This window comes from Methylobacterium sp. C33D, from assembly GCF_053345825.1.
Window position 1 is genome coordinate 15,321 of record NZ_JBKFAV010000023.1, and the last position, 13,077, is coordinate 28,397.

General features: G+C 69.8%; 13 protein-coding genes. 6 read left to right on the forward strand and 7 right to left on the reverse strand.

Translation table 11 applies throughout. From position 1 onward, the window contains the following. Positions 1-214: 214 nt before the first annotated feature. Positions 215-1,711 (forward strand): helicase HerA domain-containing protein, encoded by a 1,497-nt coding sequence (locus ACLBXO_RS18850; protein ID WP_447686297.1) that lies wholly within the window; start codon positions 215-217, stop codon positions 1,709-1,711. A 63-nt stretch (positions 1,712-1,774) separates the two neighbouring features. On the opposite strand, the gene ACLBXO_RS18855 is transcribed toward ACLBXO_RS18850, so the two are convergent. Continuing rightward, a complete protein-coding gene (locus tag ACLBXO_RS18855; RefSeq protein WP_447686298.1) occupies positions 1,775-2,203 on the reverse strand; it encodes a flagellar assembly protein FliX in 429 nt (142 codons plus the stop codon). A 240-nt stretch (positions 2,204-2,443) separates the two neighbouring features. On the opposite strand from ACLBXO_RS18855, the gene ACLBXO_RS18860 reads away from it, so the two are divergent. From ACLBXO_RS18860 to ACLBXO_RS18870, 3 genes are read left to right on the forward strand one after another with little or no spacing between them, the layout of a single operon-like run. Beyond that, entirely contained in the window at positions 2,444-3,580 is a 1,137-nt protein-coding gene (locus ACLBXO_RS18860; RefSeq protein WP_447686299.1) for a flagellar basal body P-ring protein FlgI, read from the forward strand. A 25-nt stretch (positions 3,581-3,605) separates the two neighbouring features. After that, positions 3,606-3,965, forward strand: coding sequence for a rod-binding protein (locus ACLBXO_RS18865; RefSeq protein WP_447686300.1), 360 nt, complete (start codon positions 3,606-3,608; stop codon positions 3,963-3,965). After that, positions 3,952-4,425: a hypothetical protein gene (locus ACLBXO_RS18870; RefSeq protein ID WP_447686301.1), complete on the forward strand. Its 474-nt coding sequence runs from the start codon at positions 3,952-3,954 to the stop codon at positions 4,423-4,425. The genes ACLBXO_RS18865 and ACLBXO_RS18870 overlap by 14 nt, the downstream gene beginning before the upstream one ends. Here ACLBXO_RS18870 and ACLBXO_RS18875 read toward each other — a convergent pair. From ACLBXO_RS18875 to ACLBXO_RS18895, 5 genes are all read right to left on the reverse strand, one after another. After that, complete coding sequence (locus tag ACLBXO_RS18875) at positions 4,422-4,757, reverse strand: hypothetical protein (protein WP_447686302.1); 336 nt, start codon at positions 4,755-4,757, stop codon at positions 4,422-4,424. The genes ACLBXO_RS18870 and ACLBXO_RS18875 overlap by 4 nt on opposite strands. A gap of 1 nt (position 4,758) precedes the next feature. After that, on the reverse strand, positions 4,759-5,019 hold the full coding sequence (locus tag ACLBXO_RS18880) for a hypothetical protein (RefSeq protein WP_447686303.1): 261 nt from the start codon (positions 5,017-5,019) through the stop codon (positions 4,759-4,761). 147 nt (positions 5,020-5,166) lie between these two features. Continuing rightward, the gene (locus ACLBXO_RS18885) at positions 5,167-6,765 is read right to left on the reverse strand and encodes a flagellin (RefSeq protein ID WP_331313017.1); all 1,599 of its coding nucleotides are present in this window, start codon (positions 6,763-6,765) and stop codon (positions 5,167-5,169) included. A gap of 2 nt (positions 6,766-6,767) precedes the next feature. After that, complete coding sequence (gene flgK / locus ACLBXO_RS18890; protein WP_447686304.1) at positions 6,768-8,651, reverse strand: flagellar hook-associated protein FlgK; 1,884 nt, start codon at positions 8,649-8,651, stop codon at positions 6,768-6,770. Positions 8,652-8,685: 34 nt separating this feature from the next. Next, positions 8,686-10,071, reverse strand: a complete 1,386-nt coding sequence (locus ACLBXO_RS18895; RefSeq protein WP_447686357.1) for a flagellar hook protein FlgE — start codon at positions 10,069-10,071, stop codon at positions 8,686-8,688. Positions 10,072-10,381: 310 nt separating this feature from the next. Here ACLBXO_RS18895 and ACLBXO_RS18900 point away from each other — a divergent pair, with 310 nt between their 5' ends. Together ACLBXO_RS18900 and ACLBXO_RS18905 are read left to right on the forward strand one after the other, a co-directional pair. Then, positions 10,382-10,849, forward strand: a complete 468-nt coding sequence (locus ACLBXO_RS18900; RefSeq protein WP_331313014.1) for a BLUF domain-containing protein — start codon at positions 10,382-10,384, stop codon at positions 10,847-10,849. Positions 10,850-10,856: 7 nt separating this feature from the next. Next, positions 10,857-11,315 carry a response regulator gene (locus tag ACLBXO_RS18905; protein WP_331313013.1) on the forward strand — a complete coding sequence of 153 codons (459 nt, stop codon included), beginning with the start codon at positions 10,857-10,859 and terminating at the stop codon, positions 11,313-11,315. A 10-nt stretch (positions 11,316-11,325) separates the two neighbouring features. Here ACLBXO_RS18905 and ACLBXO_RS18910 read toward each other — a convergent pair whose 3' ends face one another. Next, on the reverse strand, positions 11,326-12,939 hold the full coding sequence (locus ACLBXO_RS18910; RefSeq protein WP_331313012.1) for a peptide chain release factor 3: 1,614 nt from the start codon (positions 12,937-12,939) through the stop codon (positions 11,326-11,328). Positions 12,940-13,077: the final 138 nt, after the last annotated feature.

The following is a 13,077-nucleotide window of genomic DNA, read 5'->3' on the forward strand; positions in this document are numbered from 1 at the left end:
ACGGGGGTTGACGGCACGAACGCCCGTCGCCGGCTCTCGTCGGGCGGATCGACCCCGTCGTCCCGGGGCCGCGGGCCGGCGCCCGGCCCCGACGGCAGGACGCCGCGCGGCGCGGTGCCGTGCGACAGTCGACCGCCCGGGCGGTCCTATGCGGGAAGCGTGGACAGTGCCCCGGCGGCACACCCGGACCCGCCGGGCCGTGCTATGAGGCGCCATGCGTTCCGACATCGATCTCGGCCTGACGGGCGAGCGCCCCGCGCTCCTCGACCTCACCGAACTGCTCGCCACGCGGCTCCTGGTCCAGGGCAATTCCGGGTCCGGCAAATCGCACCTGCTGCGGCGGCTGCTCGAGCAGAGCGCCGGCCTGGTGCAGCAGGCGATCATCGACCCGGAGGGCGACTTCGCCAGCCTCGCCGACCGCTACGGCCACGTCGTGGTCGAGGCCGACGGCGACGACGTCGCCCTGCAGCGCATCGCCGCCCGGGTGCGGACGCACCGGGTCTCGGTGGTGCTGTCGCTGGAGAATCTCGACGCCGACGGTCAGATGCGGGCCGCCGCCGCCTTCCTGGGCGGCCTGTTCGACGCCGATCGCGACCACTGGTACCCGATGCTGGTGGCGGTGGACGAGGCGCAGCTCTTCGCGCCCGCGGCCGCCGGCGAGGTCTCGGACGAGGCGAGGCGCCTGTCGCTCGGCGCGATGACCAACCTCATGTGCCGCGGCCGCAAGCGCGGCCTCGCCGGCATCATCGCCACACAGCGCCTCGCCAAGCTCGCCAAGAACGTCGCGGCCGAGGCCTCGAACTTCCTGATGGGCCGGACCTTCCTCGACATCGACATGGCACGCGCCGCCGACCTCCTCGGCCTGGAGCGGCGGCAGGCCGAGACGTTCCGCGACCTGCCGCGCGGGCATTTCGTGGCCCTGGGGCCGGCGCTGTCCAGGCGCCCGCTCACTATCGCGGTCGGGCCGACCCAGACCGTGAGCCGGAGCTCCTCGCCGGTCCTCGTGCCCCTGCCCGACGCCCTTGAGGATGCCCGCGCGCTGATCCTCACGGCGAGCCCCGCTGAGACCGTCGCGCCGCTGGCGCCGCGGCCGAAGCCGCGCCCCGCGCCGGCACCGGACGTGCTCGTCCAGCTCGCCAATTACCGCCCGCCGGCGCCGGCCGAGGAGCCGGAGGAGGAGATCATGGACCCGGAGGCCCGCGAGGCGGCGCTCGCCGAGGTGCTGGCCTCCGTGCTGGCGGATGCCGACGCCGCCGCCTGCACTCCCGCGACGCTCTATCAAGACTTCACGGTCCGCTGCCGCATCCGGCGCCTGCGCGGCGACACGATGGGCCTGCCCGAGTTCAAGCGGCGGCTCGCGGTCGCGCGGGCCGAGGCCGGGGGCGCGGTGGCGGACAATTCCGGCTGGGAGCAGGCGCAAGCGATCGCGGCCGGCCTGCCGGACGACCTCGCCGGGCTGTTCCTCGTGGTCGCGCGGGCCGCCATCGAGGGCGCGCCCTGCCCGACCGACACCATGCTGGCCGAGGCCTACGGCACCAGCTCGGGCGGACGGGCGCGGCGGATGCTCGCCTATCTCGAGGAGCGCGGCGCCATCGTCACCCGCAAGGACCTGCGCGGCGCGCCGATCATCGCCGTGCCGGATCTCGGCGTCGAGACCGGACCGGGCGAGCCGCAGATGCTGCCGACCGGGCCGAAGCGGCGGGTCGTCTAGCGGAATCGGGCGCCGGTCGGTCCCGCCGCAGGGACGTGCCCGGCGTGGGTCGCGCTATCCCGGTCAGACGCGCCGGGCCATCTCCAGCTTGGCGAGTTCCACGGCGGCCCGCAGCTCGATCTCGGCCATGAGACCGTCGAGCCGCGGATCCCCCGAGAGGCCGGCGCGCTCGTTCAAGCGGCCGGCGATGGCGCGCAGATCCTGCGGCGCGACGCGGCCGCCGAGCAGCGCCGCCTTCAGCCGGTCGAGGCCGTCGAGAAGGTCCTGGCCGCGCTGGGCGGAGCGTCGGCGCCGCTCCTGGGGCGTGTCGGCCTCGGCCTGGAGAAGCAGGACCGCGTCGAGCCCGGCGAGCGTCGCGGCGGCGGCCGGCGCGCCGGCCGAGGTCGGCGACGACGGGGCCGCGCCGAGGCTGAAGGCCGCGCCGCCCTCGGGCTTCCGGGCGGACGCGACACTGCCGGCGCTCTGGATCGGCTGGCGAGTCTCGACGCGCATGATCCGGTTCGCGTTGCTCCAAGCGCCCCCGCGCAGAACCGGAAACTCGGCCGCCAGGGTTAAGCCCGGGTAAACAAGCCGGCAGAAGCTGCCGGGTCGGCAGGTTCGGTGCCGGTGCCGCGGAACGCGCGGCCGGAAAGAGCCCGAAAAACGTTATTCTTCTCCAATGACTTGCGCAGATATGGCGGATGGCACGACCCTGGCAGGATGGCGTCAGGTCCGTCACGGTCGAAACACGGCATGCGCCCGCGTCACGCGTTCAGTCCTCTCCGGTCTCTCCTGGCGGCCCTCTCGGGCGCCTTGCTGCTCGCCGCCCTGACCGTGCCGGCGCTCGCCCTGTCGCGGGTCAAGGACCTCGCCTCCATCGAGGGTGTTCGCCAGAACCAGCTCGTCGGCTACGGCATCGTGGTCGGCCTCAACGGCACCGGCGACACGCTGAACAACATTCCGTTCACCAAGCAGTCCCTCCAGGCCATGCTGGAGCGCCTGGGCGTCAACACCCGGGGCGCGACGATGCGCACGCAGAACCTCGCCGCCGTGATGGTGACCGCGAACCTGCCGCCCTTCGCCGCGCAGGGCACCCGGATCGACGTGACGGTCTCGTCCCTGGGCGACGCCAAGTCCCTCCAGGGCGGCACCCTGCTGGTCACGCCGCTGCTGGGCGCCGACGGCGAGGTCTACGCCCTGGCGCAGGGCTCGGTGGCGATCGCCGGCTTCGCCGCCGAGGGCGACGCCGCCAAGATCACCCGGGGCGTGCCGACCAACGGCCGGATCTCCAACGGCGCCAATATCGAGCGCGAGATCGCCTTCAAGCTGAACGACGCGCGCTCGCTCCGGTTGTCGCTGCGCAACCCGGACTTCACCACCTCGAAGCGGATCGCCGCCGCGATCAACGACTTCATGGGCGCCGACACCGCCGAGCCCACCGATCCGGCCACCGTCACGATCCAGATCCCGGCCCGCTACAACGGCAATATGATCCGCCTCATCACCGAGGTGGAGCAGCTGAAGGTGGAGCCCGACCAGACCGCCCGGGTCGTGGTCGACGAGCGCTCCGGCATCATCGTCATGGGCCGGGACGTGCGCGTGTCGACGGTGGCGATCGCGCAGGGCAACCTCACCGTGACCATCACCGAGCAGCCGCAGGTCAGCCAGCCGGCGCCGCTCTCCAACGGGCGCACCGTCGTGGTGCCGCGCACGGGGGTGAAGGTCGATACAGGGGACGGCAACAAGCTCGCCCTGGTGAAGGAGGGCGTCAGCCTGCGCGAACTGGTCGACGGCCTCAACGCGCTGGGTGTCGGCCCGCGGGACCTCATCTCGATCCTCCAGGCGATCAAGGCCGCGGGCGCGCTCCAGGCCGATATCGAGCTCATGTGACCGACCCGACGCGAAGGAACGATCCATGCTGCAACTCGCCAGTCTCGCGGCCAGCGCCGCCGCCAGCGTCGGAACCGCGGCGGCCGGGAGCGCCGTCGACGGGATCCTCAAGACCGCCAACAAGGCCAAGGCCCTGAAGACGGCGACCGAATTCGAGTCGATGTTCCTGGAGTACAGCCTCGACCGGCTGACCCAGTCGGAGGGCACCGACGGACCGCTGGGCGAGAACGGGACCGGCGGCGGCATCTACCGCTCGATGCTGACGAAGGAATACGCGAAGCAGATCGTGAAGAGCGGCGGCGTCGGCATCGCCGACTCGGTCTTTCGTGAGATCATGAAGATGCAGGGTGCGGCGAGCGAGGGAGCGATCCATGCACAGGGCTGAACCCCTCCGCGTCGGAGACCGGGTCACCGCCGAGGCGCTGGTGGCGGGCGTGCTCGGCAACATGGCCGCGCTGGAGGCCGTGCTCGCCGAGGAGGCGGCCTACGTCCGGGAAGGGCGGCTGCAGGAGGGCGTTGCCGCGGCCGAGCCGAAGGCCGCGCTGGCCGCCGCCTACATGCAGGGGCTCGAGGTGGCGAAGGCCAATGCCGTCGCGCTGAAGCGCTTCCATCCCGACGGAGTCGAGGCCCTGCGCGCGGCGCACCGGCGATTCACTGCAGCCGTGGAGGCGAACCAGACGGTGCTCGCCAGCGCCAAGACCGTCTCGGAAGGGCTGATCAAGACCCTGGCGGAGGAGATCGGCCGGGCGCAGCTTCCCTCCGGCTACGGGCGGCAGGCGCCGGCGCCCTCCCCGTACGGCCGCGGCGTGCGCAGCGGGCCGCTGGTCCTCTCGCGCAACCTCTAGAGCCCGCCCGGACGGCGGCCGGCGCCGATCCGGACGAAGGTCCGCACCTCGCCGAGATCGGTGTCGGCGCGGTTGTCGACCGCGATTCGCCCGGCGACGGCCGGCGCCGCCGCGACGCCGCGGCCCGCCGCGAGATCGGCCCCCGCGACGACGCGGCCCGAGACTCGGACGCAGCTGTCGCTCCCCGGCAGGCGCACGAAGCCCTGGCCCTTGGACGGGCACGGCACCGGACCCGGGATCACCGGCAGATCCCGCAGGTCGAGAGCCGCGGCCGGTCCCGCGCAGGACAGGATCGCCGCGAGGGCGGTGCAGCGCCGGAGGCGGCCGCCCATCTCAGGCGGCCTGGCGGGCGAGATCCCGGTGCAGCAGGTCGATGTAGAGCTCGACCTCGCCGATGAATCCGTCGAGATCAGGCTCGTGGATGCGCAGGCGGGCGAGGTCGCGCAGCAGGATGTCGAGGGCGATGGCGCGCTCGTCGGGATGCGCGTAGCCGGCGAGGTAGGTGTCGACGGCCTGCTCCACCAGGACGATCGCGCCGACCCGCGGGGCGGCTCCGAGGCGCAGGACGAGTTCGATGGGTCCGGACAGCGCCATGCCGACCTCTCCTCAATCGAATGACGGCGCGTCAGCGCGTCCGCACGCTGCGCTTCATTCCCGGAAAGCGGCAAGACTATGGTGAATGCGACCGGTCACAAAATTTTTCAAACGTCAGGCGCGCCGTGACGGGTCACCGCCTTCGGCTCAGCCGATGTAGTTGACGAGCGAGAGCTTCGAGAGCGTCGCGGTGACCTGATAGCTGGCCTGGAGCCGGTTCTGCACGTCGAGCAGCTTGGTGATGACCTCCTCGGGGGAGATCTGCTCGATCCCGTCGAGGGCATTCTGGACCGTGTTCTGGGTGGCCTTGTTGGTCGTGCTGGCGTTCGACAGCCGGGTCGACGCGACGGTCAGCTGGGTGATCGTGTCCTGGACGCTGGGGGTCTGATTGGCCGAGGCGAGCAGGCTGCCGGCCTTCGTCGCCACAGTCTGGTAGGTGTTGTAGGTGTTGGCGTCGTTCGTAGTGGGGAGGCCGAAGGCCATCGTCGCCAGTCCAGCGAGCACGTTCTGGACCGTGGGATCGTTGGCGCGGGCACCGGTTCCGACGCTCCCGGTCGCGCTCACCTGGACGGACTGCGTGTCGATCGCCGAGGTCGGCTTCCCTGTCGCGGGATCGTAGGTGTTCTCGCCCTGGTACCACAGCACCGTGTTCTGGGCCGTTGCCGGCGTGTAGCCGATCGGGTTGTTGTTCCCGTCATACGCGATGCGCTGCGGCATCACGCCGGTCCCCGACGGACCACCCTTCGCCGAGCCCGTGAAGAAGTCCGACGCAGTCGCCGCGGTGGCGTTCACCGCCAGCGTGCTGTTGGCCGCACCGGTGAGCGCGTTGTTCAGCGTCGTCGACAGGTTCGCCATCGTCTGGGCGGGCGTCGAGCCGATGGCGAAGCTGGTGATCGATTTCGGGTCCGCGCTCGTCGCGGCCGTGAGGGTGATCGTCGTCGAGGTCCCGTCCGCCATCTTCAGCGCGAACGACACGGTGTCGCCCGCGCTCGGCTGCGTCGTCATGCTGAGGGTGAAGCTGCCCGGGCTCGTGGCCGTGCCCGCCGTGTAGGTCGCGCCGATCGCCGTGCCGGTCGTCGTGGGCGCGCCCGCCAGGGTGAAGCCGAACTTCCCGCGCGTCGCGTTGTTCGCCTCCTCGGTGATCTGCACGGCCGTGGTCGGACTGGCCGGCGTCTGCGTCAGGCGGCCGTTGCCCCCCGTGCCAAGCTCGGCGGTGACCCGCTGCGAGATCAGGGTCGAGAGCCCGTCGAGCTTGTTGCCGCTCGCGTCGGTCGTGCCGTTGAGGATCTTGCTCGAATCGACCACCGGCTGGGTCGTCGTGTTGCTGCCGCCGAACAGGTAGTTGCCCGCCGCCGATTCGTTGAGCGTGTCGAGCGCCGTCTGCAGGTTGGCGAGCGCCGTCGACCGCCCGGAGACCGAGTTCGCCGCCACGCTCTGCAGGCCGTTCTGGAGCATCGTCCCGGTGGAGGTCGCGAGGGTCGACACCTGCGTCAGGCTCGTGACCGCGAGGTCGGTCCGGGTCTGCGCGGCCGTGATGCCGGCGGCGTAGCCGGTGAGCGCGCTCAGGGTGGCCTGGGCGGACAGCGCCGTCGACCGTCCGGAACCGAGGCCGCCGTAGGTCTGCGAGACCTGACCGCTGGAGAGCTGGTTGGTCAGGTCGTTGAGCTGACCCTTCAGCGCCTGGAGCTGCGAGGCGTTGCGGGTCGTCAGGTAGGAGCCGGCCGCGAAGGGCGTGATCGTCGTCATGATCAGATCTGCAGCAGCTGGGTGAGCATGTCGCGGGCCGCGGTGAGCACCCGGGCGTTGGCGCCGTACGCGGTCTGCAGGGCGATCAGGTTCGACATCTCCTGGTCGATATTGACGCCCGCCCCGGCGGAGAACCGGCTCTGCGCGGTGGAGAGCGCCGTCTGCTGGGTGGCGTCGAGGGCCGACGCGTTCGACGCGTTGGCGCCCTGCGTGGAGACGATGTCCTGCGCGAATCCGATCACGGTGGCGCGGTAGGGCGCCGAGACGCCGCCGATGCCGCTCGACGACGAGAAGGTCTGCTGGCTCGCGGTGAGCGCCGAGAACAGCTTCTGGGCGCGGGCGCCGGAAGCGCTCGTGTCCGTGGCGCTCGTCGCCGTCAGCGCGGCCGTGTTGCCCGCCAGGGCGCCGTTGACCGTGATGCGCTGGGCGAAGCCGGTGAGCTGCGAGCTGCCGTCGAACGAGCCGGTGTACAGCTTGTTGCCCGTGCCATCGACGAACATCGCGAGCGACGGGTTGCCGGTGTTCAGGTCCGTCGCTGAGACGGCCGAGACGCTGGCGCTGGCCGCGCCGGCGACCTTGCCGGCCGCCCCCAGCGTCAGCGTCGCGCTGGTGGCGGTCGAGGAGACCGGCGTCGCCGACAGGGTCGGCAATTTGTAGGCGCTGCCAGAGGCGTTGAATGTCGCAAATGCGGACTGGATCGCCGACGCGTAGCTGCCGGGCCCGCCGCTGGCGTTGAAGGTCAGGGTGAGACCGCTGGCATCCGTGGTCTGCGAGGCCGGCACGATCGTGCCGCTGGATGTCGCGGAGGCCACCAGCGTCACGTTGCGCACGGCCCCGGTGTTGTCGGTGACCGGGAACGTGATCGTGTTGCCGGGCTGCATGGTCGACACGCTGATCTGCGTGTCGGTCCCGCTGTACGTTCCGGTGGTCGCGGTGTTCGTGAGCGCGGTCGAGAGCCCGGCCGCCAGGTCGTCGAGCTGGCGCTGCGCCTGCGGCAGGGTCTGGTCGCGCATCTCGATCTCGGCGGCCAGACTGCCGGAGCGCAGCACGCCGGGCGCACCGAGGTCGATCTTGCCGCCGCCCGGCAGCGTCGCCGTGATGGTTCCGACCGTCCGCTGCGCGGGATCGGTCGCGTAGCTCGCGGTGGGGCTGAGCACGCCGCGACCGTCGAAGGTCAGGGTCGCGGCGTTCCCGCGATCGACCAGCGTCACGCCCGACTGGGTCATGACGGAGACAGTCCCGTCGCGCTGCGCGACCGTCTGCACGTCCATGTAGCTCGACAGGCTGTTGATCGCCTGGTCGCGCTGGTCCTGGAGATCGGTCAGCGAGGTGCTGTCGGTGGTGTTCTGGATCTTGCCGTTGAGCGTCGCGATGTTGGACAGGATGGTGCTCGCCGCGCTCGTGTCGGTGCCGAGCTGCGACTCCAGGCCGGTGCGCAGGTTCTGAACCGTGCCGGCGGCGCTGTTGATGAGGCTCGCGACGGCCGAGGCATTGCCCAGCACGGTCGTGCGGGCGGCCGCCGAGGTCGGGTTGGCGGCGAGTTCCTGAAGCGACTCGGTGAAGGTGTTCAGCGTCCCGTCGAGGGACGTGGAGCTGCCGGGCACACCGTACAGCGCGTCGAGCTGGGTGGCGATTCCGGACTTGGTGCTCGTGTAGGCGGCGCCCGAGGTTTCCAGCCGCAGCTGGTTCAGCGCCGCCGCGTCGAAGCTGCGGGTGATCTGCCCGGTGGCGACACCGGAATTGTTCGGGCCGTTGGCGACCGTCGAGAGCGTGCGCTTGACGTAACCCGCCGTCCCGGCATTGGCGACGTTCTGCGAGACGATGTTGATCGCCGCCTGCGTGGCGGCGAGGCCTGCGGTCGAGGTGGAGATCGCATTCAGCGACATGTCACGGCCTCCGCGGCTCGATCCGCACCCTCATTCAGCGGATCACGTTGAGCAGATCAGACATCATCGTCTGGGCCGTCGACATGACGCGCGTGTTCGCAGAGTAAGCCTGCTGGGTTACGATCATCTTAGAGAATTCGCTCGCAATGTCGGTGTTGGATTGCTCGTTGCTGGCCCCCGAGATCGTGCTGCCGTTGAGGCCCGAGAGCGGCGGCCCCGAATCGACGGTCTGAAGATAGTTCCCGTTCGTATCGGCCTTCAGCCCGTCCGCATTAGCGAACTGGACCACACCGACCGAGGCGAGAGCCACCACCGAGCCGTTGGAGAAGGTGCCGTTGACCTTGCCGTCCGGACCGACGGCCACGCTCGTCAGCGTGCCGGAGCTGTTGCCGTTCTGCGTCAGCGCGTTGGTGGTCGCCGCCCCGGTCGTGTCGGCGTACTGCGTCAGGCCGGACGCGCCGAGATTCATGGTGAGGCTGGGGAACGTGTAGTCGCCCATGGTGACGGGCCCGAGCGCGATCGGGTTCGTCGAGGGCGAGGTGAGCTTGCCGGTCGAGTCGAAGGTGAAGGCCGTGCCCACGTTGTTCCAGTCGGACGTGCTGAGCGCGCTCGGATTGGTGGAGTAGTACAGGTTCCACACGGCCGGCTGAGCCGGCGTCGTCGTCGCGTCCTGGACCTTGGCCCAGCGGGTCGTCAGCGTGAGCGGCGCGCCGGTCGACGTGTAGACCGGCAGCGACGGGCCGGCGATGCTGTTGCTCATGAAGGTCGAGACGGCGCCGGTCTGGGTCGAGTCGACCTTGACGCCGGTCTTCCCCGATCCGGAGGTCACGACGGCCGCGGAGTTCTGATTGTAGAGATCGGAGCCCGACGTCGCCGAGGCCGAGGTGCTCGGCGTCGAGGGCAGATTGGCGGCGTACGTGATCGTCGTGGTGGCCTGCGCCGGCAGCGTCGAGTTGCCGATCTTGATCGGACCGATGCTGGTCGTCTGTCCGGTGATGGGATCGAGGTTGGATCCGGTCAGGTATCCGCCCGCGCCGTTGACGAGGTAGCCGTCCTTGTCCTGGGCAAAATCGCCCCGGCGCGTGTACAGGTCCGTGCCGCCGAAGGTCGTGGCGCCGTTCGCGTCCCCGGTCTTCTGCACGACGGTGAAGAAGCCCTGGCCGTTGATGGCCATGTTGGTGGGCACGCTCGACGAGACGATGTTGCCGGCCAGCGTGTTGGTGAGCTGCGACTTGGCCAACACCGAACCCGCGACCTCTCGGTCGGGCGTCTTCTCGGACATCAGGTCGACGAAGCTGGTGTCGATACGCTTGTAGCCGGTCGTCTGCGAGTTCGCGATGTTCCCGGAGATGTTGCTGATCGCGTAGGACTGCGACTGGAGTCCGGAGACCGAGGTCTGCAGCGCGGAGAAAAGATCCATGGCGAACGATCCCGATGCGCGCCGCACTGGCCCGCAGGACCGACGGGCCGCAACCGCCGTGCCACGGCTAAGCCCTTGATGAATCGAGACCGGTCCGTCATCGACCCGGCAGGGTTCGCCGGTCACGGCCACCCACCCGGCAGATCCTGCCGGGTGGGGCTCGCAGGAGGCCGGATCCGGGCGGGAAGTCCGGTCGGCCGCGTTTACGCGGTGTTATTCGACACGCGCGAAGATGCCGCCGGGCGGGGGCCACGCGCGGTGAGTCCTGTCCGGAAGCGCTGAACGGGTACGGATTTCGGATCTCGGGATCATGCGGGCGAAACGGACAAGCCTCGTCCACATCATCTACTTCTCGCGTCTCAATCTGTCGTCGGACGCGGCGAAGAGATCCGAGCAGATCAGCGAGATCGGTCGCATCGCTCAGAAGAAGAACGAGTTCGCGGTGATCACGAGCTTCCTGGTCATCGAGGGCAACTTCGCCTGTCAGGTCATCGAGGGCGAGCGGACGTCGGTGCACGAGACCTTCGATCGGGTGAGTGCCGACAGCCGCCACCGCGACGTCCAGATCAGCGAGTGGCGCGAGATCGCCAAGCGCGAGTTCGTCCACTCGTTCAAGAGCGCGCAGCGCACCGCCGGGAACGAGACCCTGTTCGCCAAGGCCAACCTGCTCCCGATGCTCCAGCGCGGGACGCCGAAGGCGTCGGCGATCCACGGGCTGTGCCTGTCGCTCCAATCCGACGCGATGTCCCGTCAGGGCATCGATCACCTCTTCATCTGAGCCGCCGATGTCCGAGAGCGATACGCCCCCGATTCTCATCGTCGACGATCAGGAGAAGCTCCTGCGGCTGATCGTGATGCTGATGACCCGCATCGGCTTCCCGGACGTCGAGGGCGTCACCAACGCGCCCGAGGCCCTCGAGCGGATGCGGCAGCGCCGCTACGCCCTGGTGATCTCCGATCTCGACATGGAACCGATGGACGGGATCAGCCTGCTGCGCGAGATCCGGGCCGACGACGCGCTGATGAACACGCCCTTCATGCTCACCGAGTCGTCCTTCGACTTCGAGGACATCAACCTCGCCCACCAGGCGGGCGCGGACGCCTTCATCCTCAAGCCGTTCGACATGGCGGTGCTGAAGACCAAGCTGAAGCAGGTGCTCAACCGCAAGCCGCGCAAGCGCGAGGCGCCGATCGCGTCCGAATCGACCCTGAGCGTCGAATTCCCGATGCTCGGGAAATTCTGACGCCGACGCGTCACCCCGCCCGCTTCTGGTAATCCTTCACGTCGGTGAAGCGCACGGCCGGGTAGCGCTCCTCCTCGTAGCGGAGCGAGAACGCCGTCGTCGCCATGAAGACCGGGGCCCCGTCAAGGTCCCTGGCCATGGCCGATCCGTGCGAGTCGATGAACTTGTCGAGCTCGGCCTCCGAATCGGACGACACCCAGCGGCAGACCGCGAAGCGCGAGGTCTCGTAATCCACCGGCAGGCCGTACTCGGCCTGGAGCCGCTCCTTCAGCACGTCGAGCTGGAGCGCGCCGACCACGCCGACGATCGCCTGGCTGCCGTCCTGCGGCACGAACACCTGGACGACGCCCTCCTCTCCCATCTGCTGGAGCGCCTCGCGCAGCTTCTTGGCCTTCATGGCGTCGGTGAGCTTGATCCGGCGCAGGATCTCGGGCGCGAAGCTCGGCACGCCGCGGAACACGATGTCCTCGCCCTCGGTGAGGGTGTCGCCGATCCGCAGCGTCCCGTGATTCGGGATGCCGACCACGTCGCCGGCATAGGCCTCGTCGGCGATGGCGCGGTCCTGGGCGAAGAAGAACTGCGGCGCCGAGAGCGAGATCGGCTTGCCGGTGCGCACGAGGCGGGCCTTCATCCCCCGGTTGAGCTTGCCCGAGCACACCCGCATGAACGCGATCCGGTCCCGGTGGTTCGGGTCCATGTTCGCCTGGATCTTGAACACGAAGCCGGTCATGCGCGGCTCGGTCGGCTCCACGAGGCGCTTGTCGGCGTCCTGGCCCCGGGGCGGCGGTGCCACCTTGGCGAGACCGTCGATCAGGTCGCGCACGCCGAAATTCCGCAGCGCCGAGCCGAAGAACACCGGCGTCAGGTGGCCCTCGCGGAACGCGTCGAGGTCGAACGGCTTCAGCCCGCCCTCGGCGAGCTCGACCTCCTCGCGCCACGCGTCGGCCGCACCGTTCTCGGTGAGCAGCTCGTCGAACAGCGGGTCGTCCGGGCCGGACACCGCCACCATGCCGGCATCCTCGGCGGCGTCGAGCCGGCGCACGCGGTTGCCGCCGAGTTCGTACGTGCCGGAGAAATTGCGGCCAGTGCCGATCGGCCACGTGACCGGGGCGACGTCGAGGGCCAGCGTCTTCTCGATCTCGTCCAGAAGCTCGAACGGGTCGCGGGCCTCGCGGTCGAGCTTGTTGATGAAGGTCACGATCGGGATGTCGCGCAGGCGGCAGACCTCGAACAGCTTGCGCGTGCGCGCCTCGATGCCCTTCGCGGCGTCGATCACCATGACGGCCGAATCGACCGCGGTCAGCGTCCGGTAGGTGTCCTCCGAGAAGTCCTCGTGGCCGGGCGTGTCGAGGAGGTTGAAGACGCAGTCGCCGTACTCGAAGGTCATCACCGAGGTGACGACCGAGATGCCGCGCTCCTTCTCGATGCCCATCCAGTCGGAACGGGTCGACACCCGGTTGCGCTTGGCCTTGACCTCGCCGGCGAGCTGGATCGCGCCCCCGAACAGCAGCAGCTTCTCGGTGAGCGTGGTCTTGCCCGCGTCCGGGTGGGAGATGATCGCGAAGGTGCGCCGCCGCGACACCGGATCGGCCGGCCTCGCCTCGGTCTTGGTCTGCATCAGCATGGAGCGAACGCTCTGGATCGGCGGAACGTGTGGGCGCGGCCTCGGGCGCGCGGTCTCGGGATCGTGTAGCCGCAAGCCCCGATATTGGCAAAGACGGCGGCAGAATGGGGCCGCCTTTCAGGCACCGTACAGGGGCGC

Bases quoted from the DNA above. Each gene is read 5' to 3' on its own strand.
- ACLBXO_RS18895 (WP_447686357.1), bottom strand. From the start codon at position 10,071: ATGGATCTTTTCTCCGCGCTGCAGACCTCGGTCTCCGGACTCCAGTCG.
- ACLBXO_RS18880 (WP_447686303.1), bottom strand. From the start codon at position 5,019: ATGGCGCTGTCCGGACCCATCGAACTCGTCCTGCGCCTCGGAGCCGCC.
- ACLBXO_RS18870 (WP_447686301.1), top strand. From the start codon at position 3,952: ATGCACAGGGCTGAACCCCTCCGCGTCGGAGACCGGGTCACCGCCGAG.
- ACLBXO_RS18885 (WP_331313017.1), bottom strand. From the start codon at position 6,765: ATGACGACGATCACGCCCTTCGCGGCCGGCTCCTACCTGACGACCCGC.
- ACLBXO_RS18850 (WP_447686297.1), top strand. From the start codon at position 215: ATGCGTTCCGACATCGATCTCGGCCTGACGGGCGAGCGCCCCGCGCTC.
- ACLBXO_RS18900 (WP_331313014.1), top strand. From the start codon at position 10,382: ATGCGGGCGAAACGGACAAGCCTCGTCCACATCATCTACTTCTCGCGT.
- ACLBXO_RS18860 (WP_447686299.1), top strand. From the start codon at position 2,444: ATGCGCCCGCGTCACGCGTTCAGTCCTCTCCGGTCTCTCCTGGCGGCC.
- ACLBXO_RS18910 (WP_331313012.1), bottom strand. From the start codon at position 12,939: ATGCTGATGCAGACCAAGACCGAGGCGAGGCCGGCCGATCCGGTGTCG.
- ACLBXO_RS18855 (WP_447686298.1), bottom strand. From the start codon at position 2,203: ATGCGCGTCGAGACTCGCCAGCCGATCCAGAGCGCCGGCAGTGTCGCG.
- ACLBXO_RS18905 (WP_331313013.1), top strand. From the start codon at position 10,857: ATGTCCGAGAGCGATACGCCCCCGATTCTCATCGTCGACGATCAGGAG.
- ACLBXO_RS18875 (WP_447686302.1), bottom strand. From the start codon at position 4,757: ATGGGCGGCCGCCTCCGGCGCTGCACCGCCCTCGCGGCGATCCTGTCC.
- flgK (WP_447686304.1), bottom strand. From the start codon at position 8,651: ATGTCGCTGAATGCGATCTCCACCTCGACCGCAGGCCTCGCCGCCACG.
- ACLBXO_RS18865 (WP_447686300.1), top strand. From the start codon at position 3,606: ATGCTGCAACTCGCCAGTCTCGCGGCCAGCGCCGCCGCCAGCGTCGGA.